Source organism: Schaalia meyeri, from assembly GCF_900105015.1.
Classification (GTDB): Bacteria; Actinomycetota; Actinomycetes; order Actinomycetales; family Actinomycetaceae; genus Pauljensenia; species Pauljensenia meyeri.
In genome coordinates this window covers 20762-43224 of the sequence record NZ_FNLK01000010.1, presented here as the reverse complement: position 1 = coordinate 43224, position 22463 = coordinate 20762, and the positions used below count along the sequence as shown (strand labels likewise).

The window sequence follows — 22463 nt, the reverse complement described above, 5'->3', positions numbered from 1 at the left end:
CCAATCGAAAGAGAGGGTCAGGCGTGAGCCTTGCGGTAGGCGTCAACGATCGGCGCGGGGATGCGCCCACGATCAGAGACCTTATGCCCCTCCGCGACCGCCCACGCGCGAATCTTCGCATTTTCGAGGCGCTGCGTCGGGTTACCGGCGTTACCGCGACGGCGGCTCGACCCGGTCTTACGGCCGGCCTTGATGTACGGCTGAATAGCTTCAGCGAATTCCTCGAAATGTGCGCGGCTCAGATCAATCTCGTACGACGCACCATTGAATGCGAAGCGGACGGTCTGATCGGCGGGCGAGCCATCGAAGTCATCGACAACTTCCACGATCTTCGTCGTCTTTTTCATGTATTCACTCCTTCAGAACGTTCCAAGAATCCCGCACTCCTACCAATTCGGAATTCACAACAATTAGGTTAACGCAATTCACTCATTATTTCTCACCACTTCAATCCTCACGCAAACGTGAGCTACGCAGCACCGATTTTTTGCTTCGGGTAATTGAAAGTTATACTGTAGCCACCCGCGAAGCCAGCACCGGCCTCGTCAATGAGCAGGAATACACGAGGAGAAGCAGTGAGCCGAGCACACCACTCCCGAGCGGCGGCCTGGGAACTCTACTTCACCGCGACGGCGCGGCTCACTGAACGCATCGAAGCAGCGCTCAAATGCCAGACGGGCCTGTCCATGCCCGAATACTCCGTCCTGCTCATGACCGACCGAGCCGGCCACGACGGCATACGCCCATCCCTGCTGGCGCGCCGTGTCGTATTCTCGCGCTCGCGCCTGACCCACACGACGAAGCGCCTCGAATCGCGCGGCCTCATTGAGCGCCGCCCCTGCCAGGGCGACGGGCGCGGCGGCCTGGTGTTCCTGACCCCCGACGGCAAAAACCTGTTCGACAGGGCGGCCCTCGTTCAACGCGACGTCATCCGCCGCCTGTTCCTCAGCGACATCACTGCCGAGGAAATCAACGTGCTCACCGCGCTGTTCACCAGGGTCAGCGCTCGCCTGGACGACGAATCGCCGTGCTGACTCAGACGCGTCGTCTCGCGGTTGCCACGATCGCCACCGGCGTCATCGCCGGGGTGGTTGGCCTGATGTGCATCCACCTGCTCCACTGGATCCAGGCGCTCGCCTGGGACATGCACTCGGGCACACTCCTGCAGGCCGTCAGCGCCATCTCCCCCGCCCGCCGCGTCGCGGTCCTCGCGCTGGCCGGCACCGTCGGTTCCGTGTCCTGGTATGTTCTTTTCCGGCGCAACAGAGCCATCACCTCCGTGAGCGACGCCGTAGACGGAGCCCCCATGCCCCCGCTGCGCCCCACCTGGCATGCCCTGACCCAGATCCTCATCGTTGGCCTCGGCGCCTCTATCGGTCGAGAAGTCGCGCCCCGCGAGATGGCCGCCGCCTTCAGCGCGATGGCCGCCGAGCGGCTCGGCCTCAGCGATGCCGACCGACGCATCATCGTCGCCTGCGGTGCCGGGGCGGGCTTGGCCGCCGTCTACTCGATCCCCCTCTCGGGCGCGATCTACACGCTCGAAATCCTCCTCGTCTCCCTCTCCGCGCGCGCCGTCGCGCCCGCTCTCATCACCTGCGGGATCGCCGTCCTGGTCTCCACGGGATTCGCCAGGCCGTCCTTTTTCTACGCGGTTCCCACCCTCAACCCCTCCCTCTCCCTCACGGTCTTCGGGGCCATCGTCGGCCCGCTCCTGGGAGCAGCAGGATGGGCGTTCAGGCGCGCCGTCGCCCGTGTCGGCGCCGTCCGACCGCGCGGGAGGCGCATCCTGGTCACACTGCCCGTCGCCTTCACGCTCGTCGGCTTGTTCTCCACCCGGATCCCCTCCGTGCTCGGCAACGGACAGGCCAGCGCCCAGACGCAATTCGACGCCACCTGGGCGGCCGGTACCGGATTCGTGCTCGCCCTCCTGGTGCTCGCCGCCAAGACGGGGACCACCTTCCTCACCATCCGCGCGGGAGGCTGGGGCGGTGTCCTCACACCCGCACTCGCCCTGGGAGCCGGGCTCGGGGCGGTCATCGGCCTGCCCTGGGCCACCGCCTGGCCGGGATCGGAGGTGGCCGCCTTCGCGTTCATCGGCGCCGCGGCCTTCCTGGGCGCATCCATGAAGGCACCCTTCACCGGCCTCATCCTGGTCATCGAATTCACCGGCCAGGGGGCCACAATCCTGGTACCCGCGGCCCTTGGAATCGGCGGCGCCACCGCTGCCGCCACCTGGTTGGCCCGCTGGACGTAAGCCTGGTTTCCCTCGGCCCCGGCTACAGCCAGCCCCCGAGCGCGATGCGCGCCTGTTCCTCCAGGGCATCCACCGCGCCGGGCGAGGCATTCGCCCAGGGCACGTAGTGGAAGTCTCCGCCCCCGGCCTCGGTGAAGGCCTCGCGGTTCAGCTGATCGATCTCTTCCAGCGTCTCCAAGCAATCCGCCATGAACCCCGGGCAGATCACGTCCACGCGCGGGCAACGTTCGCCGCCCAGCTGTGCCATCTCGTCGATCGTTTGCGGCCCCAGCCACTGCGCCGTTCCAAACACGCTCTGGAACGTCGCCGTCAGGGAGCCTAACGCCAGGCCCAAACGCGATTCCAGCGCCGCGACCGTGCGGCGGCATTCGCCGCGATACGGGTCGCCCGCCCGGTCCATCGCCACCGGGATCGAATGGAAAGAAACGATCACGCGATCACCCGACAGGAAGTTCGGACGCCCCACGCGCGCCCAGTGTGCCTCAAGCGCGACCGCCAGCGCGTCGATGTAGGCGGGGGAAACCGGGAAGGAGCGGTGCAGGCGCATCTCGAAGCCGTCGCGGTTGCGCCCGATCCACGCCGAGGCGGCGTCGTTAATCGAGGCGACCGTCGACGCGGAATACTGCGGGTACGCGGGCAGGACCGCCACGCGGCGCACGCCATCGGCGTGGAAACGGTCTAACGCGGCCCCGACCGACGGCTCGCCGTAGCGCATCGCCGCTTCCACCCGCACTCCCGGCAGGCGCTCGCCCAGCAGGCGCGCCTGCTCGCGCGTGTAGTGCATCAGCGGCGATCCCTGGTCCAGCCACACCGTTCGATACTTGCGGGCGGTCTGACGGGGCCTGACCCGCAAGATGACGCCCTCCAGGATCGGCTTCCACAGGAGCGGATTCATTTCGATGACGCGGCGATCTGACAAGAATTCGCGGAGGTAGGAGCGCACCGGTCCCGGCTCCGGGGCCTGCGGCGTCCCCAAGTTTACCAGGAGCAGCGCCGCACCGCCATCGCCGGAGCGGGCGCGGTTGGAGGGGGTGTCACCGGCCTCGGTGACCGTGCTGTCGTAGGAGTTCGTCACTCCCCCAGGATAGTGTCCCCGCACTTTCGTGTCGCTGAATCCGTGTCACCTCCACGTACCCCTCCCACCCCCGAGGCCGCCCGATTCCCGAAGCCGTCCGCTTCCCGTCCGCTTCCCGAGGCGCTTCGCCCAGATACGAAAACGGGGGTGCCCCGCACGAATGCGAGACACCCCACGTTCAATCGAGCCTAGGTGGCTCGGCCGAGGTGATCGGCGGTGTGTGGCTCAGGCCTGGCCGTTCTGCGAACGGATGAACCACGCCTGCTGCTCGAGGCGACGAATGTAGTCGTTGAGGATGTCGGCGGAAGCGGAGTCCTCGGCGTCAACCTTCTCGTGAACGTCACGCATGGTGGCGACGACCGCGTTGATGGAGGCGACGGCCAGCCGTTCGGCGTCATCCGTCTTGATGATGGCATCCGGGACGGTCGGCAGGGTGTTGTGCTGCGCGACGACCTCGGGCAGGCCGTTGGGGACAACCTGGAGGGCGCGCATGCGCTCAGCAACCTCGTCGGAGGCCTCGCGGGCGATGCTCACAACATCGTCGAGGAACAGGTGCAGCGAGCGGAATCCCTCGCCCGTGATGTTCCAGTGCAGCTGCTTGCCCACGAGGGACAGTGCCGTGACATCGGTCAGGACCTTCTGCATGTTTCCTGCGAGAACGTCGGAAGCCTTGAAACCAGTGGACTCAACAGTCATTGACTCTCCTATGCGAGTGTGTTCGGTGCGGGGTCGGCCCCGGTGAGGCGTCGCCCTTTAGCCACACCAATCTTGGTCCTTTAGTCCCATCATTTCTACCGGTAGCTCCCTATTCGTCAGATGTTTCACGATCGCCCCGCAATCGGGAATATACCCGTCAATGACGTGTTTTAATGACATTGTTGCACTCGACGTGAACTATAGGAATGCCTAACCGACTCCAGGTGAGCTGACGCTGGACGCATCGCCGCGAGGACCAGTGCGACAGCTACCAGAAACTCAGCGTGAACAGGCCAGCGACCCAGCGGGACCGCGAGATCGGCCGACCGGCACGCGCCAGCACGCACAAAAAAGCGCCCACCCTCTCCGGGTGGGCGCATCTGAGCCGCCTGTGGGAATCGAACCCACGACCTATTCATTACGAGTGAATCGCTCTGCCGACTGAGCTAAGGCGGCCGCGCCTGCGGTTTCACCGTTTCCACGGCTCGCAGGCAACGGCACAACTGTACTGGAAGGTGCGCCGAAAGCGCAAACCAGGATACCGCCGCTCGAAGATGCCGTGAGTCACGTCCCTATTGGCACATGAGCCCGTCGGAGGGGACGGTGCCCGCGACCAGGTAGTCTTCGACCGCCCGCACGACACACTGGTTGGCGCCGCGACGATAGGACGTGTGGTTCCACCCCTCGACCGACACCAGGACGCCGCTGGCCAGCTGCCCGGAGAGCCCCTGCGCCATGGAGTACGGGGTGGCCGGGTCGTGGGTGGTCCCGATGACGACGATGGGAGCGGCCCCCTGCGCGGTGATACGCGACCGGGCGGCGTGCCGGGTGGGCCACGCCTCCAGAGCGGCCGACGGGTACCCCACGTACTTACCCAAGATACGCAACTCCTCCTTGAGGGCCACCGCCTGGGTGACCCACAGATCGATGGTCCCTTCGGGCGTGTAGTCCAGGTTGTTAATCGCGTTGATAGCGTCAAAGGAGTTGTCCGCGTAGGTACCGTCTTCGTTGCGCGAGTTCAACGTGTCGGCGATGGCCAGCAACCCGCTGCCGTCACCGCCGCGCCACGCGGACGCGAACGCCTGGGTGAGCTGCGGCCACCACTGGGTGTTGTACATGGAACCCGTCAGGGCGGTGACCGCCAGTTTCTCGGTGAGGGGACGACTCGGGTTGGAAGTGGGCATCGGGGCGTCCTCGAGGGACTTCAGGAAGGAGGTGACGGTCTCGATCCCCTCCTCGCGGCTGCGTCCCATGGGGCACGAGGACTGGGTGGCGCAGTCGCTAATCCACTGCTGGAGGGAGGCATCCAGGCCGCGCATCTGCAGGGCGGAGACCTCGTTGACGCTGAGCGTGGGATCGAGTGCGCCGTCGAGGACGAAACGACCGACGCGCTCGGGGAACAGCCCGGCGTAGGTGGCGCCCAGGAAGGTACCGTAGGAGTATCCGAGCAGGTTGAGCGTGTCCTGGCCCAGGACGGCGCGCACCATGTCGAAGTCGCGCGCGGCGCTAACGGTGTCGATGTGCTCAAAGAGGCTTCCGGAGTGCTCGCGACATCCGGCGGCGATGGTGCGGGATTCCTCCTGGACGGACTCGACCGCGGACTGCGGGTTGTCGTCGCCGGCGGAGTCGCTGTCGTCCTCGCCTGCGTTATACCTGTCTTTTTCTTGGTCGCTCAGGCAAAAAACGGGGGTCGAGCCGCCCACGCCACGCGGGTCCAGGGCAACGATGTCGTACGCGTTGACGACGGACTCACCCAATCCCTTGGCAGCGTAGTAGGGCAGGGCGGAGACGACCGCGCCGCCGGGGCCACCCGGGTTAACGAACAGGGCGGGCGCGCCCTCGGAGCCGGAACGATGGACGGCGAGCGCCAGCGAGATCTGGTCCCCGCCCGGATTCGACCAATCGAGGGGCGCCTTCAGGAAGGTGCACTGGTACTCGCTGGGGTCCGAGGAGTCCACGCCCCGGAAGGAGTTGAAGGTGCCCGACGCGCACGCGCCCCAGGTGACGGTCTGCTCGTAATAGGAATGGGCGGATCCGGATTGGACAGGGACCGGCGCAGACGAATCCTCCGCTGTCGTGGTGGGCACCGGCCCCCTGCGATGGGTGCCGTAGTAACCGACGACGGTCAGGACGATCGCGACGACGGCCAGGACCGCGACGGCGCAGGCCGCGATGGAGCGTGTCTTCATGGCCACGATTGTAACGGAGATTGCGCGAGAGAGGTTTCACGCCTGTGGGCGCAACGAGATGGCCATATCTTCGAGCACCAGCAGGGGGTTTCCGTTGGAGGTCAGGCGGCGTCGCGCGGTCTCGATGTGGTCGACGCGCGTCAGGGTCTGGCGGGGAGTGGACTGCGCGGCGATCGAGTGCACCAGGTCGGCCAGGTCCGTGTTGATGAGCTCGCTTTCTCCCCCGACCTGCACCATGAGGACGTCGCGGTAGACGGCCAGCAGGTCGATGAGGGCGCGGTCGATCGCGTCGGTGAGCGCCCGCTTGGAGCGCCGCTTCTGGTCCTCCTCAAGCTGACGGATGAGGGTGCGCGAAGCCTTGGTGGCGCGCTCCCCCTCCTCCATCCCGAGCTGGCGCAGCAGTTCCCCCTTTTCGCGCGCGTTGCGTTCGCACACCTGCGCGTCGGCCTGCGCCTTGGCGGTCTCCAGCAGGCGGTCGGCCGCCAGAGCGGCCTCGCCCACGCTGCGCACGGACGCGGGGGCGGTGATGATGTCGCGCCTGCGCGCGCGCATCTGTGGGTCGCGGGCCAGTGCGCGGGCAAGCCCAATGTGCGATTGGGCGGCGCGCGCCGCCTCAAGGGCGACCTCGGGGGTGGCCACTCCCTCGCGCACGAGCAGGTCGGCGACCGCGCTGGCCTGCGGGATACGCAGGGCCAGGTGGCGGCAACGCGAACGGATCGTGGCGATCATGTCCTTTGGGCTGGGGGCGCACAGCAGCCAGACGGTGTGCTCGGGGGGTTCCTCGATGGCCTTGAGGAGCGCGTTCGCGCCGGACTCACCCAGGCGATCCGCGTCCTCGACGACGATGACGCGCCACAGCCCCTGGGAGGGCGCTCCCTGGGCCTGGAGGACCAGGGAGCGGGCGGTGTCAACGTTAATGATCGAGGTTTCGGTGGCCGCGAAGAGTACGTCGGCGTTGGTGCGCCCCATGGTGGTGCGGCATCCGGGGCACCGGCCGCAGCCGACGTCCTCGCCGGTGCACTGCAGGGCGGCCGCGAAGGCGCGGGCAGCCACGGAGCGCCCCGATCCGGGCGGGCCCGTGATCAGCCACGCGTGGCTCATGGAACGCGCCTCATCCACTGCGTGAGCGCCGCCCCTGGAGGCGACGACCGCGCGGGCACTAGCCGCGGCCTGGCTGAGGCGAGCGACCGCGCCGCCTTGTCCGACCAGGGAGGACCAGACGCTCATCATTCATCCCACAGGGCGCCCTGGGATTCCCCGAGGGCACCGACCATGGTCGCGGGCTTACGAGAGGAACGCTTGGCGTCACCGTCTGGGCGCGGCACCTTGGCGTCGCGGGCACCGCAGCGCCCGGCGGCCACCGTCGGCGAGGCCGCCGCGTCCTGGGTGGGTGCCGCTCCCGCGGGCGCGTCCACGTCCTCGTCGATGGTGGCCACCCCGCCGTCGAAGCGTTCGACCAGGACGCCTCGGATCTCGGAGAACACCTGATCGGCCGTGCCCACCGCGTCGATGACGACGATGCGATCCGGCTCGGCGTCGGCCAGCCGCAGGTACTCGTGGCGCACGCGCTCGTGGAAGTCCATGGACTCGCGCTCCATGCGGTCCGGGGCGTCGGTGTGGCGCCGCAGCCCGACCTCGGGGGGCAGGTCCAGGAGGAAGGTGAGGGAGGGGTAGAGGCCGCGCGTCGCCCACGCGGACAGGGAGGAGATCTCGTCGAAGCCCAGGGAGCGGGCCGCCCCCTGGTATGCCAGGGAGGAGTCGATGTAGCGGTCCCCCAGCACGACCGCGCCGCGTTCGAGCGCGGGGGCGACGACCGTGGTCACGTGGTAGGCGCGGTCAGCCGCGTACAGCAGCGCCTCGGTGCGCGCGTCCACGTCCTCGGGGCCGTTTTGCACCAGGCGGCGGATCTCCGAGCCGAGCCCGGTGCCGCCCGGCTCGCGGGTGACGACGACCTCGCGGCCGCGGCTTTGGAACCAGTCGCGCACCGCGAGGATCTGCGTGGACTTGCCCGAACCATCGCCGCCCTCGAAGGTGATGAACACTCCGCGCGCTGCCATTATCGTTCCTTCGTCGCCGTCTTCTTGGCGCTCGTCTTCTTCGCGGCGGGTTTCTTCGCCGTCGCCTTCTTCGCCGTCGTCTTGGTGCTCGCCTTCTTGCGCGTGCGCTTCGGGGCGGGGCCCTTGGCGCGCTTGTCGGCCAGCAGCTCATAGGCGCGCTCGGCGGTCAGGTCCTCGACCGTCTCGGCCCGAGGGACCGTCACGTTCGTCTCTCCGTCCGTCACGTAGGGGCCGAATCGCCCATCCTTGACGGTGACCTTCTTGCCGGAGATCGGATCCTCTCCGAACTCGCGCAGCGGCGGCCGGGCGGCGGCGCGCCCCCGCATCTTGGGCTGGGCGTAGATAGCCAGGGCCTGCTCCAGCGTGATCGACAAAAGCTGGTCCTCGCTGGACAGGGTGCGAGAGTCCGTCCCCTTCTTCAGGTAGGGCCCGTAGCGGCCGTTCTGGGCGGTGATCGCCTCGCCCGAGGCCGGGTCCACCCCCACCTCGCGAGGCAGGAACAGCAGCTGGAGCGCGTCTGACAGCGTCACCGTGGAGATGTCCATGGTCTTGAACAGAGAGGCGGTCCTGGGCTTGGCGGCGCTCTTCTTGGCCTTTGCACCGTCATCACCCTCGGGCTCGGGAAGGACCTCGGTCACGTACGGGCCGTATCGCCCGTCCTTGACGATGATCGTGTGGCCGGTGTCCGGGTCGACGCCCAGCTCGCGGCCGTCGTCGGCGGCGCGGCTAAAGAGCTGGTCCACCAGCTGGTCGCCCAGCTCGTCGGGCGCGACCTCCGGCGGCACGTTCGCGCGGGTGCCGTCGGCCTTTTCCATGTACGGCCCGTAGCGGCCCACGCGCAGGGTCACCCCACGCCCCAGGTCGATCGAGTTCACGGCGCGAGCGTCGATGTCGTCCCCCAGGGAGGCCACGTCGTGTCGCAGGCCGCCCACCTCGCCCGATCCGTCGGGGCCAAAGAAGAAACCGGAAAGGAACTCCGTGCCGTTCTCTTCGCCCGCGGCGATGCGGTCCAGGTCGCCCTCCATGGACGCCGTAAAGTCGTAGTCCACCAGGTTCGCCAGGTTCTCTTCCAGCAGGCGCGTCACGGAGAACGCCAGCCACGTGGGGACCAGGTACTGGCCGCGGTGCGTCACGTATCCGCGGTCCCCGATCGTCTGGATGGTGGCCGCGTACGTGGAGGGGCGGCCGATGCCCAGCTCCTCCATGGTCTTGACCAGCGTGGCCTCCGTGTAGCGCCCCGGAGGCTGCGTCTCGTGCCCGTCGGGCGTCGCCCGTGTCAGGGAAGCGGCGTCCCCCTCGGCGACATCCGGCAGCGTCTTCTCCGCGTCGTTCTTTTCCGCCTCGTAGCGCCCCCGGTCACGCCCCTCCTCGTAGGCCAGGCGGAAACCGGGAGCCGTGATGACCGTGCCTGAGGCGGATGAGAGCACGTCGTGACGCTTGCCGTCCACGTCGATGCCCGTGAGCACGCGGATGGTCGCCGTGTACCCCAGCGCGTCGGCCATCTGCGAGGCGACCGTACGCTTCCAGATCAGGTCGTACAGGGCGAGCTGCTGCTTCGACAGGGACGAGGCCACCTCGCCCGGCGTGCGAAAGTGATCCCCGGCGGGCCGGATCGCTTCGTGGGCCTCCTGCGCGCCCTTCGACGCCGCCCCGTACGTGCGGGGGGCCTCCGCCACGGCATCCGCGCCGTAGAGCTGGGTGGCCTGCTGGCGCGCGGCGTGGATCGCCTGCCCCGACAGCGCGGTGGAGTCCGTGCGCATGTACGTGATGTAGCCGGACTCGTACAGGGATTGCGCGGTACGCATGGTCGATGACGCGTTCCAGTGCAGTTTGCGCGAGGCCTCCTGCTGCAGGGTTGACGTCGTGAAGGGGGCGGCCGGGCGGCGACGGTACGGCTTGCGGGTCACGGAGTCGATGACCGAGCCCGGGGCATCGGTCAGTGCCTGCGCGTAGGAGCGGGCCGTGGCCTCGTCCAGGTGGAGGATGCCGGACTTGACGGCCTTCGCGCTCAGCTCGCCCTTCTCGCTGAAGTCCGAGCCGGTCGCGATCGCTGCCCCGTCCACGGAGGTGACGCGCGCGCCGAAGGCCTGACCCGCGCACGTGAAGGACGTGTCGATCGACCAGTATTCGGCGCTTACGTGCGCCATCCGGTCGCGTTCCCTGGCGACGACGAGCCTGGTGGCCACCGACTGCACGCGGCCGGCCGACAGGGACGGGCGAATCTTGCGCCACAGCAGGGGGGATACCTCGTAGCCGTAGAGGCGGTCGAGGATGCGGCGCGTCTCTTGGGCGTCCACCAGGGCCGTATCCAGGTCGCGGGTGTTGTCGAGGGCCCGCTGAATGGCTTCCTTCGTGATCTCGTGAAAGACCATGCGGCGCACGGGCACCTTCGGCTTGAGGACCTGCAGGAGGTGCCACGCGATGGCCTCGCCCTCCCGGTCCTCATCGGTGGCCAGGAAGAGCTCGTCGGACTCTTTCAGGAGCTTCCTGAGTTCGGTGACCTTCTTTTTCTTATCCGGGTTCACCACGTAGTACGGCGTGAATCCGTCATCCACGTTGACGGCGAAACGACCAAAGGGCCCTTTCTTCATGTCCTTGGGCAGCTCGGAGGGCTGGGGGAGGTCACGGATGTGGCCGATCGACGCGGTCACATGGTAGTCGGGACCCAGGTATCCCTTGATGGTGGCCGCCTTCGCAGGAGACTCCACGATCACGAGCTTCGTCGCTGACATTGCCTGTCCCTTCCCGTTCTTCCCCAGCTATTTGTAGCATCCCCGGGGCGATCACACCCACCGAGGCATCTGGGAAGGACCTTACCGCGTCCCACCCCTATCTGGGTATCGTGGCAGCTTCCGCGCGTCTCACGCCACTCGGGGTTGACAGGCGAGGCCGTGTCTGGCTCTAGCCCACAATGGGTACCTGTGCGGCGCGGCCTCGCCACCGGGCTCGCACCCGCGCTTGCCTGAGGCGCCACGTCTCGGGCACAATCGTGCACGTGATCGCCGATCTGTTCTCCCACGTTCCTCTCTCCGTGTGGTTGGCGCTCGGCGCGCTTGCCCTGATCTTTGCGGTGGCCTTCGTCAAGGATTCCTTGGCGCGCACCAAGGGGCTGGGGCCCGCGCCGCTGGACGTTCGCAAGGCTGGCCAGGAGGACCAGTGGAATGAGATCACCGCGAATCATCCCGTGATCGTGCGAGGCTCGCGCAAGGCTATGGCAACCGACCCGCACGCGCGCCTGCTCGCCCCCGCGATCCCATATGCGCTGTGCCACGAGAACCCGGTGGATACCCTGGAGCTGACGGACCGCACCGCCACGCGAAATATGCTCGCATGGCACTGGAGCATACGCGACCGACGTCGCCTGATCACCCAGCTCTACGCCCTGCTGCGCGACGGGCACCGCAAGGATTACGAGTTCCTGCGCCGAAACTGCGCCGACCGCGCGTGGGCCGAATCAATGATCGACACGCTGAACGAAACCGCAGCCGATTCAACGGACGATTGGGAGGACTGCTGGCGCATCTGCCGTTTTTTAAACAATGACAGGGACATTTGGACTCTGGACTTCGCGGCGTGGGACTTCATTCGCGCGGCCATGCTGACGCGGGCTGGAGCGGGCCTCGGCTGGCTCAGCGAAGAGGAGGCGTGGGACACCCTCGCTCTCATCAACCGGGCGCTGCAATCCTGCTACTCCTCGTGGGAGGAGGCCTGGGAAGCATTTCGCACCACCCGCTGGCTGTGGGCGGCCGAGGGGGAAACACAGGGCGCCACCGACGACCTGCACGACCGCAACCGCGGCAACATCCTACTGGGCAAAGCTGGCCTGTGGACGGCCATCCCGTGGGACGCCCCCTATCCGACCCCCCGCTTCCTGCTGCTGGACGCGCTCGCGAGCGAAGGCGCCCTGCCCGATCCGGATGTCTGTTCCTTTTCTGTCGAGCTCCCCACGGCCTGGGAGAAGGAACTCGATGCACAGTCGCACGCGCGGCTCACCCCGCGCTCCCGGTATCTTCCCGCCGCCCCATCCAAGTGCGAACCCACCGAGGGCGACTAGCGGGTCCGGTACCCGGCGGCCGGATGCCCGAGGGCGCCCCGGCCTCGCCCGCGAGAGTGCCGTCAAGGCCGACGGTGAGGGCGGCGACTTGCGCGCCCGGTCTCGCACCCGCCCTTTCCCTCCCTCTGGCTTGTGTAACGTGCTGCCCATCGGGCACAATCGTCATCGTGATTGCGAACATCCTCTCTCAGATTCCCTTCCCCGTGTGGCTTGCGATCGGCTTCCTGTTGGCGGCGTTGGCATGGAACAAGATCAAGCTGGCGATCGGGCGTTCAAAGGGGGCAATGCCCGCGCCCCGAGACGTGCGCAAGGCCGGGAAGGAAGGCGAGTGGAACAAGCTCAACGAGCACCATCAGCCGCTCCTTCGGGGCTCACGCGCCTCGATGGCGACCGATCCCCATGCGCGCCTGCTGGCCCCGTCGATGCCCTACGCGCTGTGCAACGGCGATCCCGTCAACGCCCTGAAGGTGTCGAATCCTGCCGAGGTGAGGGGAATGCTCAAGCGCGACTGGCACATCACCGATCGCGACGAGATGATCACGCAGCTCTACTCGCTGCTGCGCGACGGCCATCGCGAGGACTTCTCGTTCCTGCGCGGGCGCTGCGCCAGCCAGAGGTGGACCGAGGCCGAGCTCTCTCGCCTGCGCAAGACCGCCGACGTGTCGACGGACGACTGGGAGCGTCTCTGGCGGATCCAGCGTTTCCAGGCGAACGACCGCGGCATCCAGGACCTGGATTTCGCCGCGTGGGACTTCATTCGCGCGGCCATGCTGACGCGCGCCGGCGCCGGCGTGGGGTGGCTGAGCGAGGACGAGGCCTTTGACACCCTCGCTCTCATCAACCGGGCGCTGCAATCCTGCTACTCCTCGTGGGAGGAGGCCTGGGAAGCATTTCGCACCACCCGGTGGCTGTGGGCTGCCGAGGGGGAAGCACAGGGCGCCACCGACGACCTGCACGACCGCAACCGCGGCGAATTCCTCCTGGGTGCGCGCGGCCTGTGGACGGCCATCCCGTGGGACGCCCCCTACCCGGCCCCCCGCTTCCTGCTGCTGGACGCGCTCGCGGACCGCGGCGCCCTGCGCCTCCTGTCGTCCGTCAACTGGGAGGACGCCTCGGCGTGGGAGAAGGAACTCGACACCCAGGCGCGCTCCCGCGCCCCCATGTCCGTCGGCGGCAAGCCGATCGTCAACTGATACACGACAGCCCCAAGGAGGCACCATGTCTGACCAACACACGCCCATTGAGCACCAGGTTCCCAAGCCCGGGGGCAACACGGGCTCGGTCCACGGCGAAGTACCGCTGATCCGCAAGAAGTCAGAGCTGACCCCGGAAGAGTACAAGCGTCAGCGCACCAACCTCATCTTTATGGTTATTCTCGTGGTCCTGGTGTTCTTCGGTGCCCTCGCGTTCTTCATGCTGAAGGACACGCTGCTGGGCGGGGTTGCGCTGGCCGCCCCCGCCGCGGCGGCTTTCCCGCTGCTGGCCTAGGCTCCATCTGCGCTTACTGGTTTCCTCCCCCGCAGGCCCCGGCTTGGGCGTCTGCGGGGGATTTCGCGTGTCACGCGCGCCCGAGCCCTAAAATCCCAGGATTCTCCAGGCTGCTTTAGTCCATTCCCCAAGGTTGGCTACCTACAGTAAGTACCGTCAGATGGAAGGAAGCGGGAAACACCGCACCAGGCACACGTAAGGAGTCAATTGAAAGCACCGGCAACGAATTGACACCGCGGAATACCCGCCCGACCCAGACGAAGGAGTCATTTGGAAGCAGTCCACTCATGTTCACGGGGCGGGGAGGAGGCCATCGCCTCCTCCCCGCCCTTCCCAGTGCGGACGCCGCCGGCGACTCCCTGGGAGGCGATGGCTCTCAACCCCCGGCGGATTCCGCCCTTCCGACAACCCGTTCCCGGTATAATCGGCCCATGGACTCCTGACACGACGCCCCGACCTCATCCCTCCTCCCCCAGGTGCGCCATGTCCACGATTGTCTTCTCCCACGTCTCTTTTTCCTACGGCACGCTGCCCGTCCTCGACAACGTCTCCTTCACGTGCGGGCCCGTCGACCGCCTCGTCGTCGTCGGCCCGAACGGGATCGGCAAGTCAACGCTGCTCGCCCTCGCAGCCGGCCGGCTCCAACCAGACTCCGGAACGATCACCGGCCCGCCGCTCTCCCCGACCCCGCTGGTCCCCCCGGTGCCCCGGTCGGCTGAACAGCAGTCGACACCAGGCCTGCTTCCCGCTCCTGTCCCTCCGCTCACAGAGAAACACGGTGGCCACACGGTCGCACAGTTCATCGATGACGCGACTTCCCTCACCCGAGGGCTGGCGGCGCGCTTCGACTCCCTCACCGAGCGCCTCGCCCGGGGCGCCTCCCCGCGCGACGAGGCGGAGTACGACCGCGTCCTGGCGGCGATGACCGCACTGGACGCGTGGACCATCGATACGCGCCTCGAGCAGACCATGGACGGCCTCGGCCTGGGCGGCGTCGACCGCTCCCGCCCCCTCGCCTCCCTCTCTCCGGGGCAGCGCGCTCGCCTGCGCCTGGCCCTCACCCTCGTCGAGCGCCCGGACGCCCTCATCCTGGACGAGCCGACGAACCACCTGGACGCTAACGGACGCGAGCACCTGGCGCGCGCCATTGACGGCTGGCAGGGGCCGGTCCTCATGACTAGTCACGACCGGACCTTCATCGAGCGCACGGCAACGACGCTGCTCGACCTGGATCCGGCGCCGTGGCGGGCGGTGGCGATCTCTGAGGGGGAGCCCGCGGGCTTCGGGGCGTACAGGGTGGGCGGATCTTACTCGGACTACCTGCGGGACAAGGCCGCCGCACGCTCACGGCACGGCGCGATCCACGCGGAGCAGCAGGCCGAGAAACGCCGACTCGCGGCCCACCGGCGGGACTCGGCGGTGGTCGGGCACGCGCACTTCAAACCCCGCACGGAGACGAGGATAGCGCAGAAGTACTACGCCGACCGCGCCCAGGCCACCTCGACGCGGCGCATCAACGACGACTCCCGGAGGCTGGCCACCCTGGCGGCCCGCGAAGTCCCCAAGCCCCGTTACGACGAGGCGGCCTTCTCCTTCCCCCGCCCGGCGGGGTCCACCGCCCTTGGCGCACCGCCGCGCCCGCGTCCCGCGGGCATCGCACTATCCGTTCGCGGCGCGTCGGTGGAGGAACGCCTGGCTCCGACCTCCTTCGAAATGCGCTACGGCGAGCACCTCCTGGTCACGGGCCCCAACGGGTCGGGCAAGACCACCCTGCTGGAGTGGATTGCGCGCGGAGCCCCCAGCAGCGGGGCGCACGGAAGCATCGACGCCTCCCCCGGGGTCGTCCTCGTGTCCCAGGAGCTCCCCCGCCCCGGCGACCCCTTGGTCCCCGGCGAGGCGTGGCGCCTGGGCGTCGGGGAGGCCGGGAGGGGATTCGTGCCCCCGTCGCTGTGGAACCGGCCACTCAGTGGGCTCTCCGCGGGGAACCAACGCAGGGCACAGCTGGGGTGGGCGGCGCGCGCCGACCCCCGTGTACTCGTGATCGACGAGCCCACCAACTATCTGGACCTGGACGCCGTGGAGTCCCTCGAGGAGTCCCTGCGGCAGTGGACAGGCACCCTGCTTGTCTCCACTCATGACGAGTGGCTGATCGCTAAGTGGTGGGGCCGCCTCCACCGGCTGGAGAGGACGGAAAAGCACTGAGGGCTTCCGCGGCCTCGCGAGCGAGGCGCGTGGGTGAGTGCGGCAGGGCATCCAGGGCGCGCAGGGCCTTGGCCAGGGCACTGGCCCCCTTCATCCTCGGCCGCAGCGCGTCGGGAACGCCCACCCCCATGCCATAGTCCCCCGCGAGGGCGACCAGGGCCTCGACCATGCCGTTCGCGCCCCGCACCCCCGCCAGGGAAGGCAGCAGCGCGGCGATCACCTGCGCGACCCGATACCCGGACAGGGCGGAGATGCTCGCGCAGTCGGTGAGCGTCTGGGTCAGGCGCGAGGGGCCGAACCATCCCCGGGAGACCAGGTATCCGAGCTGGTCGGCCATCGCGTCCGCGTCGAAGCGCCCCGAGTCGATGAGGCGCGCCAGGGCTTCGGCGGCGCTCGCCCGGTAGGACGCCTGGGCGGCGACGGACGCCCACGCCAGGGCCGAGTACGTGGGCGGCCCGGGTGCCCTCCAGCCGTCGGCCAGGGCTCGCACGATCACGTCGAACGCGGTGATGACCTGCGGAAACTTGTGGTACGCGCCCTGCAGGACCGGCATGGAGTGGGCGGCCAGCACGTCGGGGTTGTGCTGCAGCGCCCACGCCGCCCACGCGTAGACGATGCTGGTGGATCGGTAGTCCCCCGCCTCCATGAGGCGCCCGGGGAACTCGGGCGGGACGCTGGCGACGTTGGCGAGGGCGTCTGCCAGGGAGTCCGTCCCGGTCGGCGGTTCTTGGCCCGCGACCACCCAGGTCTCGTGCAGGTTGTCCGTCTTGTCGTAGTCTCCCGGCACGACCGCGAACGGGCGGTTGTCGCGCACGCGGATCACCTGACGCTCCCACCGGGGGCGCATCGGCTCCAGGGGCGCGGTCAGGACCGGGTCGAAGCGGTACATGTCCTGGCCGGGAGGCTTGTCGTAGGGCTTGTCGCGGAAGACGCGTCGCAGCTGCTCGTGCAGGAGCTGGACGGGTCCGCGGTGGTTCTCGTACTCGTTTCCCTTGCGGTGGTAGCCCCGGAAGCGTGGGGTGTCGGGGGCGTCGGTCACTTCCCCGCGCAGCAGGCGGGAGGCGATGTATGCGAGCTGGTCGGACCCCGACCAGCTCCGCGCGGAACGCCAGTACCTGAGCAGGAGCGCCTTGTCCGCCTCGGCGAGTTCCAGGCCCTGCCCGTCCAGGCGCGTCATGATCGCGGGCAGGGCCGCGCCGGCGTCGGGATCCTGGTAGAGGGCGTGCAGCGCCGCGACGGCTGCGTCGTTGTCTGCGGGCACCTCGGTGTTGCGCTCGATGCGCGCAAGGTCGGTGGCTGGCGCGTCGGGGAACGTCCACGAGGCCTGTGCGCCCTCCCCGAGCGCACTTCCCTGAGCGCTCGCGCCGGGGGCTGCCCCGGCCTGGTCCGCGCTGTCGGAACCCGCAGGGGCCACGGCGAGCGCGGCGGCGCGCTCGCGCAGGTCGAGGGGGAAGTCGGCGTCGGCGACCACCTCGCTGACGGCGCCCGCGCAGCTGAGGTGGGCCTTGACCAGGGCGGCGAGCAAGCGCAGGTGGGCGCGCAACAGCTTCTTCTCCGTGCGGGTCAGCACCGCGCCGCTCGCGCGCACGAGGGCGTCCGCCTGCTCCTCGGTCAGGGCATCGACGAGGCCCGTGAGCGCCTTCTGCGCCAGAGTCACCGTCGGCGAGGGCGCGGCGCCGAGCAGGGCAATCAGCTCAGGGGCCAGCGCGAGGCATTCGGCGCGCGTCGGCTCCAACAGCTCCCAGGCCAGCGAGAAGGCCCGCGCGTAGTAGGCGGAGAAGTCGCGCGCCTGCGCAGCCAGGCACTCGCGCAGGATCCGGGGGCGCAGGCGGGGGAAGTGGACGCCCATGTAGTGGATGAGGTCCTGGCTGCTCAGGCGCGCTCCCGACCCGCCCGGGTTCGCGGGATCCTCGCCTGCGACCCACACGATGAGGGGAGACCCCGGCAGGGCGCCCTCGACATGGAACAATTGCCAGAACTCGTGCTCGAGGAACGTGGGCTCCCCCTCGAAGAATCGGCGCGTTTCCTCGCTGGAGAGGACGGGCGCGGGGACGATGTCGCGGACGAAGAACTCCAGGGAGGCGGCCGTGGTGGCGTACCTGCCCCGCTCGGCCAGCAGGGCACGGTGGACGAGCCAGAAGCCGCGGCCCCCGGAGAGCCCGGCGACCTCCTCGAGCCATTCGTCGGAGCGCCCTGCGGCGCCGCGCGCGTAGGCGGACAGTAGCTCCTGGGCTTCCCGCCCCTCGCGCGGAGACCCGGGGCCGCGCCCGGCCCAGCGTGCGGTGTAGCTGTCGTTGATCTCGAGGGCGGCGGGCGCAGCCAGGGCGGCGCACAGGAAGAAGTAGCAGCGCACTGCCTCCTCCGGGATCTCCCTGTCCCGCAGTTGCTCGCCCGGCCCGAAGAAGTTCTCGTAGGAGGCGGCCTTCGCCAGGGAGCGGCGCTCGGCCTCTAAGGCCCCGCGAATCACCTCCTCGTAGGCGTCGATCGAGGTCTCGCCGGCTGCGACCAGGCGTTTAAGGGCCGCGCGCCTGGCGGAGCGGCTCATGTCCGTGCTCACGTGTTCTTCTCCTTCAATGCTCGCGCGTACCGCGCCGCCTGCGACGAGCCCTTGAAACGCGAGAGCCACGCCAGGGTCCCCTCGTCGAGTGGGGGCGCCCAGCCCTCCGTTGCGGCCCTCTGGTACTGGGCGGTCATGGTGGCGAGGACCTTGCCGACGCCCGTCCGACCGGGTTCGAGGACGGGTGCCACCGCCAGCGCCAGGTCCAGTGCGAGCCGGGGATCGAGGTCCCCCAGGTCGGCGAAGGCCTGCGCCCACCGGTTCAGTTTCACGGTCGGGGCGACGCTCACGAAGGCCTCCACGGCCTCGTCGAAGCCGAGGTCCCCGCGCGCTACCAGGGAAGCGAGGGTTTCCACGCCCAGCGCACGCACCTCGACCGCCTGCTCGCCCATCGCCAGGGCGAGGAGCTGAGCGCTGAGGGCATCCCACCGCCCGCCGTGGTCGGCCAGGGCCCGGTAGCAGTCCCACATCAGCTGGGTGGTGTCGAGCACGTACCACTGGGAGGCGAGCAGGCACACCGCGAAGTGGCGCACCGACGCGGGGTAGATGTAGCGGTGGGCCCAAAAGTCTCCCGAGGCGCTCGTGATGTCCGCGAGCGCGCTCAGCTCGGGGCCCGTCGCGCCCGTATCCGCGCCGATGACGCGCGGGACGTAGAAGGCGTAGACCGGCGAGCCGTCGCGCGCGCACCGGGGCGCCCCGGTGCGCGCGTCGTAGGCGGGGCGCCCCTCCCACTTAATCGCCAGGGAGGACAGGAAGCTCTCGGCCCTCGCGCGCACCGCGCCCGACAGCGCGAGCCGGAGCCGCCGCGCGGCGGGCAGGTCATCCGCGTGCTCGTCGAGGAGCGCGAGCGCGGCGGCACAGTCGGGGTGGTCCGTGTCCACGCGCAGCAGCGCCTGGGTGAGGTCGGCGGGCAGCGGCGGGGCATCCCCGTTGTCCAGGGCGCGGCGCACGAGGACAATCGGGTCCACGGCTCCCCGGTCGTCGGTGGGCGTGGCCAGGAGGCGGTAGCGCTGCCCGCGCGCGAGCAGGCCCGCGACCTCGGTGATGCGCTCGCGCATGAGGGCGGGCATGGCCTCCGATGCTCGCCAGGGCTCGGCCGAGGCCAGCGGGTTCTGCGCGTCTTCTTCTCCCCCGTCGAGGGCCATTTGCAGGAGCACCCCGAGCATGCGCTCGTGCCCGAACCTGCGCGTGGTCAGGCGCCGCACGAGCGGGCGCAGCGATTCCACCGCGGACGGGTCGAACTCGGGGGAGGTCAGGAACGCGAGCGCCAGCTCGTATTCGAGCCCCAGCTCCACGTGCTGGGCGAGGACACCGACCCGCCCGCTCACGTCGTCGGCGCTCATGGGTTGCAGGGCCGCCACCTCCCGGGGCGGCAGGAAGGCGGCAGGCCCCTCCTGAGCCGACTCCTCCTTGAGGACGAGGCCGGGGCCGGGCTGGTCGAGCGCCGTGTCCGCCAGCAGGTCCCGCGCGGTGGGGGCGACGAGCGGGTCCAGGTCGGCCTGGTCCACGACAGCCGCGACGCTCACCCGCGTGAGGAGGCCGCCGGTCACGCAGTCGCGCGCCAGGTCCAGCGCCGCCCGCTGCACCTGCGCGTGCGGAAAGGACAGGGCCACGCTGAGCAGGGGTTCGAGGGAGGCGGGCTCCGCTGCCCCGAAGTTGTCACGCAGGATCGCGAGCACGCGCAGGGCGTTCGCCTTCGACCCCATGAGCGCTGCCTCGCAGCTACGCGCGAAGAGCCCCACGTCGAGCCGCCCGGCACGCGACAGGGCAACCAGCTGCCCTGTCGCCAGGGTCACGGTCGGACCGATGGGCGAGGAGAGCAGCGCGCACAGGACCGCCTGACGGGAGTCGGCCTCGTCGATGGTCGGGGACAGCAAACGCAGGGTCCGGGAATACCACCCGGCGCGGCCTGCGGGCAGGTCCGCGGCCAGCATCTCCGTCAGGGCGTCGAGCAGGCGATCCCGGTCGATGAGCCCCTCGTCGACGCAGGCCGCGAGCGTGCGCGACCAGCCGGTCGCCCACTCCGAGCCCGTGGTGGCGGAGCGGTCTGAGGCGGACAGCGACACCCCTCGGTTGCCCTCCTGGCGCAGCATCCCCCACACAAGCTCACCGCGCAGCTCCTCGTCGGCGCGCATGAGGGGCAGCTGCAGCCCGGGTTCGAGGCCGATCAGCGCCGTCAGGTAGTCCTGGTCGTGGTCGAGAGTCAGGTCGCCGTTTCGCTCCGCCAGCCGCAGGAAGCCGATGCCGCGCAGCCAGTCGCCGGACAGCCTGGCACTCGTGGCCAGGTCGGCGGCCACGGGCGGCCCCTCGTTGATCGCAAGCATGCGTTCGTAGACCTGCTCCAGCGTCCACTGGCCCGGGTGCTGCCTGACCCAGTGGTGCAGCCTCCAAAAGTCAGCGCACTCGTCCAGAGTGGCGGGCCGCCAATACTTGTCCGACGACTGGCTCACCTCTCCTCCTTGAGGACGATGGACACGGCGAGTACGTGCTTGCAGGGGCCGCGCCCGCCGCGGTGTTTCATCCACCACGGGCAGGTGCACCGGTACTCGCTGATCGCGTAGGGATCGGCGGGCACCTCAACCCGGTAGCGGTTGGAGCCCGAGGAGACCCGGTAGCGCATCCCTTCCTCGCGGGTGATCGTGCCCCGGTCGATGAGTCGGCGCGCGCCGGCCAGGCGCGGGTGCATGGCGGTGAGCGCGTCGGGCTGGACGGGCAGGGGCCGGTGGAAGTAAGCGCCCTTCGTCACGTCGAAGCCGACCTGCCCGCTGGAAGCCAGGAGCGCCAGGGCCCCGGCCACCCGGTCGGGGGCGAGCCCGCTGCGAGAGGCCATGACTGCCGTGTCGATGCGCGGCTCGAAGGAGAGCAGGACGGAGAGCATGTCCGCGTCCTCCTCAACGCGCGCGTTGCCCAGGGCCGCCAGGACCGACCCCTCTCCCGAGAAGCCGCGCGACTTGGCGGGACTGAGCCCGATACTCAACCGCGCGCCGGGCATGTGGGCGACCCACAGTGAGGCCACCGGCTCGCTGCCCGCATCCACGGGCGGACCGTAGGCCTCGAGCGAGGTCACGAGATGTCCGAGTGGCTCGAACACACGCAGTCGCTCCGGGCCGGCCACGCACGCGGTGCCGGGCGTGGGCCGGGTCCCCAGGCGCAGGCCGCGCACGGCCCGGCCCGCCCACATGACCGTGCCCGTCGCGCTGGACCTGGGCAGGCCTCGGATGAACGCGCGCGCCTGCGCGGCACCCAGCGCGTGCAGGGGCAGCATCGCCGCAGAGAGCATCTGCGTCTCTGCGAAGCCCTTGAGCCACCGAACCGACAGGGGAACCTTTTCCTCCGTGACCGTCTCATCCAGGGTGGTGGCCGTCAGGCCCTCCTCACCGACACCCAGGTGCAGGGGTTCCCCGGCGCGCAACGAGGCGAGGGCGGCGCGCAGCGGCTGATTGACGTCCACGTTGGTGACGCCGACCGCCCGGTGGCTGGCGTCCAGGGCACTGGCGTCCACGTCGAGGCGCGCGTAGACGCCGCAGCAGGCGCTAAAGGACTCGAAACGCAGGCCCTCTTCCGTGCTGGTCACGACCGGGTCGAGCGCGCCGACCCGCGTCAGGCCCCCGCCGGGCAGGGCCACCATGCCGGGCGGCATGTAGAAGCGGGTGCGAGCCACGCGCGCGACGGCGAGCAGGCCCGCGGCCACCACGTCGGGGCGCTCCATGAAGCCCGAGAAGAAGTAGGGGTGGCTGGCCTCCCCCTCGGGGGTTGATCCTCCCGAGGTCGCCAGCGCGAGCCCGGCACTCTCTTCCAGACGCGAGGCGGCGCCGTAGCTGTAGGCGAGCTCGTAGTCCATGAGGCTCCTTCGCGCAGTCGTGGCGACAGGCTACCACAGGGGGGAGCCCC

16 protein-coding genes and 1 tRNA gene are annotated in these 22463 nt (G+C 69.2%); 6 read left to right on the top strand and 11 right to left on the bottom strand.

Annotated elements, in window-relative coordinates:
• Positions 1-17: 17 nt before the first annotated feature.
• Positions 18-347, bottom strand: coding sequence for a histone-like nucleoid-structuring protein Lsr2 (locus BLT68_RS04485; protein WP_050695349.1), 330 nt, complete (start codon positions 345-347; stop codon positions 18-20).
• A 228-nt stretch (positions 348-575) separates the two neighbouring features.
• On the opposite strand from BLT68_RS04485, the gene BLT68_RS04480 reads away from it, so the two are divergent.
• Positions 576-1034: a MarR family winged helix-turn-helix transcriptional regulator gene (locus tag BLT68_RS04480; protein ID WP_050695350.1), complete on the top strand. Its 459-nt coding sequence runs from the start codon at positions 576-578 to the stop codon at positions 1032-1034.
• Entirely contained in the window at positions 1028-2254 is a 1227-nt protein-coding gene (locus BLT68_RS04475) for a chloride channel protein (protein ID WP_074633043.1), read from the top strand. The genes BLT68_RS04480 and BLT68_RS04475 overlap by 7 nt, the downstream gene beginning before the upstream one ends.
• Before the next feature lie 22 nt (positions 2255-2276).
• Here BLT68_RS04475 and hemH read toward each other — a convergent pair whose 3' ends face one another.
• The 7 genes from hemH to topA form a co-directional block, all read right to left on the bottom strand.
• Positions 2277-3329, bottom strand: a complete 1053-nt coding sequence (gene hemH / locus BLT68_RS04470; RefSeq protein WP_050695352.1) for a ferrochelatase — start codon at positions 3327-3329, stop codon at positions 2277-2279.
• A 225-nt stretch (positions 3330-3554) separates the two neighbouring features.
• The gene (locus tag BLT68_RS04465; RefSeq protein ID WP_050695353.1) at positions 3555-4025 is read right to left on the bottom strand and encodes a Dps family protein; all 471 of its coding nucleotides are present in this window, start codon (positions 4023-4025) and stop codon (positions 3555-3557) included.
• A gap of 383 nt (positions 4026-4408) precedes the next feature.
• Positions 4409-4481, bottom strand: a tRNA-Thr gene (locus BLT68_RS04460).
• Positions 4482-4597: 116 nt separating this feature from the next.
• Positions 4598-6214, bottom strand: coding sequence for an alpha/beta hydrolase (locus tag BLT68_RS04455; protein ID WP_074633041.1), 1617 nt, complete (start codon positions 6212-6214; stop codon positions 4598-4600).
• 36 nt (positions 6215-6250) lie between these two features.
• Complete coding sequence (locus BLT68_RS04450; protein ID WP_074633040.1) at positions 6251-7444, bottom strand: DNA polymerase III subunit delta'; 1194 nt, start codon at positions 7442-7444, stop codon at positions 6251-6253.
• The gene (tmk, locus tag BLT68_RS04445; RefSeq protein ID WP_050695355.1) at positions 7441-8271 is read right to left on the bottom strand and encodes a dTMP kinase; all 831 of its coding nucleotides are present in this window, start codon (positions 8269-8271) and stop codon (positions 7441-7443) included. Before tmk ends, BLT68_RS04450 begins: the two co-directional genes overlap by 4 nt.
• Positions 8271-11003, bottom strand: a complete 2733-nt coding sequence (gene topA, locus BLT68_RS04440) for a type I DNA topoisomerase (RefSeq protein ID WP_074633038.1) — start codon at positions 11001-11003, stop codon at positions 8271-8273. The genes tmk and topA overlap by 1 nt, the downstream gene beginning before the upstream one ends.
• A gap of 263 nt (positions 11004-11266) precedes the next feature.
• On the opposite strand from topA, the gene BLT68_RS04435 reads away from it, so the two are divergent.
• From BLT68_RS04435 to BLT68_RS04420, 4 genes are all read left to right on the top strand, one after another.
• The gene (locus BLT68_RS04435) at positions 11267-12325 is read left to right on the top strand and encodes a DUF1266 domain-containing protein (RefSeq protein WP_083332369.1); all 1059 of its coding nucleotides are present in this window, start codon (positions 11267-11269) and stop codon (positions 12323-12325) included.
• A 167-nt stretch (positions 12326-12492) separates the two neighbouring features.
• A complete protein-coding gene (locus BLT68_RS04430; RefSeq protein WP_074633036.1) occupies positions 12493-13518 on the top strand; it encodes a DUF1266 domain-containing protein in 1026 nt (341 codons plus the stop codon).
• 25 nt (positions 13519-13543) lie between these two features.
• Entirely contained in the window at positions 13544-13813 is a 270-nt protein-coding gene (locus BLT68_RS04425) for a transporter (RefSeq protein ID WP_050695358.1), read from the top strand.
• A gap of 483 nt (positions 13814-14296) precedes the next feature.
• On the top strand, positions 14297-16015 hold the full coding sequence (locus tag BLT68_RS04420; protein WP_074633035.1) for an ATP-binding cassette domain-containing protein: 1719 nt from the start codon (positions 14297-14299) through the stop codon (positions 16013-16015).
• Here BLT68_RS04420 and BLT68_RS04415 read toward each other — a convergent pair.
• From BLT68_RS04415 to BLT68_RS04405, 3 genes are read right to left on the bottom strand one after another with little or no spacing between them, the layout of a single operon-like run.
• A complete protein-coding gene (locus BLT68_RS04415) occupies positions 15966-18572 on the bottom strand; it encodes a DUF7825 domain-containing protein (protein WP_074633033.1) in 2607 nt (868 codons plus the stop codon). The genes BLT68_RS04420 and BLT68_RS04415 overlap by 50 nt on opposite strands.
• On the bottom strand, positions 18569-21022 hold the full coding sequence (locus BLT68_RS04410) for a DUF6493 family protein (protein WP_074633031.1): 2454 nt from the start codon (positions 21020-21022) through the stop codon (positions 18569-18571). The genes BLT68_RS04415 and BLT68_RS04410 overlap by 4 nt, the downstream gene beginning before the upstream one ends.
• Positions 21019-22413, bottom strand: a complete 1395-nt coding sequence (locus BLT68_RS04405; protein ID WP_074633030.1) for an SWIM zinc finger family protein — start codon at positions 22411-22413, stop codon at positions 21019-21021. The genes BLT68_RS04410 and BLT68_RS04405 overlap by 4 nt, the downstream gene beginning before the upstream one ends.
• Positions 22414-22463 lie beyond the last annotated feature (50 nt).

Excerpts from the sequence above, each read along its gene's own strand:
- BLT68_RS04405 (WP_074633030.1), bottom strand. The coding sequence starts at position 22,413 with ATGGACTACGAGCTCGCCTACAGCTACGGCGCCGCCTCGCGTCTGGAA.
- tmk (WP_050695355.1), bottom strand. The coding sequence starts at position 8,271 with ATGGCAGCGCGCGGAGTGTTCATCACCTTCGAGGGCGGCGATGGTTCG.
- BLT68_RS04420 (WP_074633035.1), top strand. The coding sequence starts at position 14,297 with ATGTCCACGATTGTCTTCTCCCACGTCTCTTTTTCCTACGGCACGCTG.
- BLT68_RS04455 (WP_074633041.1), bottom strand. The coding sequence starts at position 6,214 with ATGAAGACACGCTCCATCGCGGCCTGCGCCGTCGCGGTCCTGGCCGTC.
- BLT68_RS04425 (WP_050695358.1), top strand. The coding sequence starts at position 13,544 with ATGTCTGACCAACACACGCCCATTGAGCACCAGGTTCCCAAGCCCGGG.
- BLT68_RS04450 (WP_074633040.1), bottom strand. The coding sequence starts at position 7,444 with ATGATGAGCGTCTGGTCCTCCCTGGTCGGACAAGGCGGCGCGGTCGCT.
- topA (WP_074633038.1), bottom strand. The coding sequence starts at position 11,003 with ATGTCAGCGACGAAGCTCGTGATCGTGGAGTCTCCTGCGAAGGCGGCC.
- BLT68_RS04465 (WP_050695353.1), bottom strand. The coding sequence starts at position 4,025 with ATGACTGTTGAGTCCACTGGTTTCAAGGCTTCCGACGTTCTCGCAGGA.
- BLT68_RS04485 (WP_050695349.1), bottom strand. The coding sequence starts at position 347 with ATGAAAAAGACGACGAAGATCGTGGAAGTTGTCGATGACTTCGATGGC.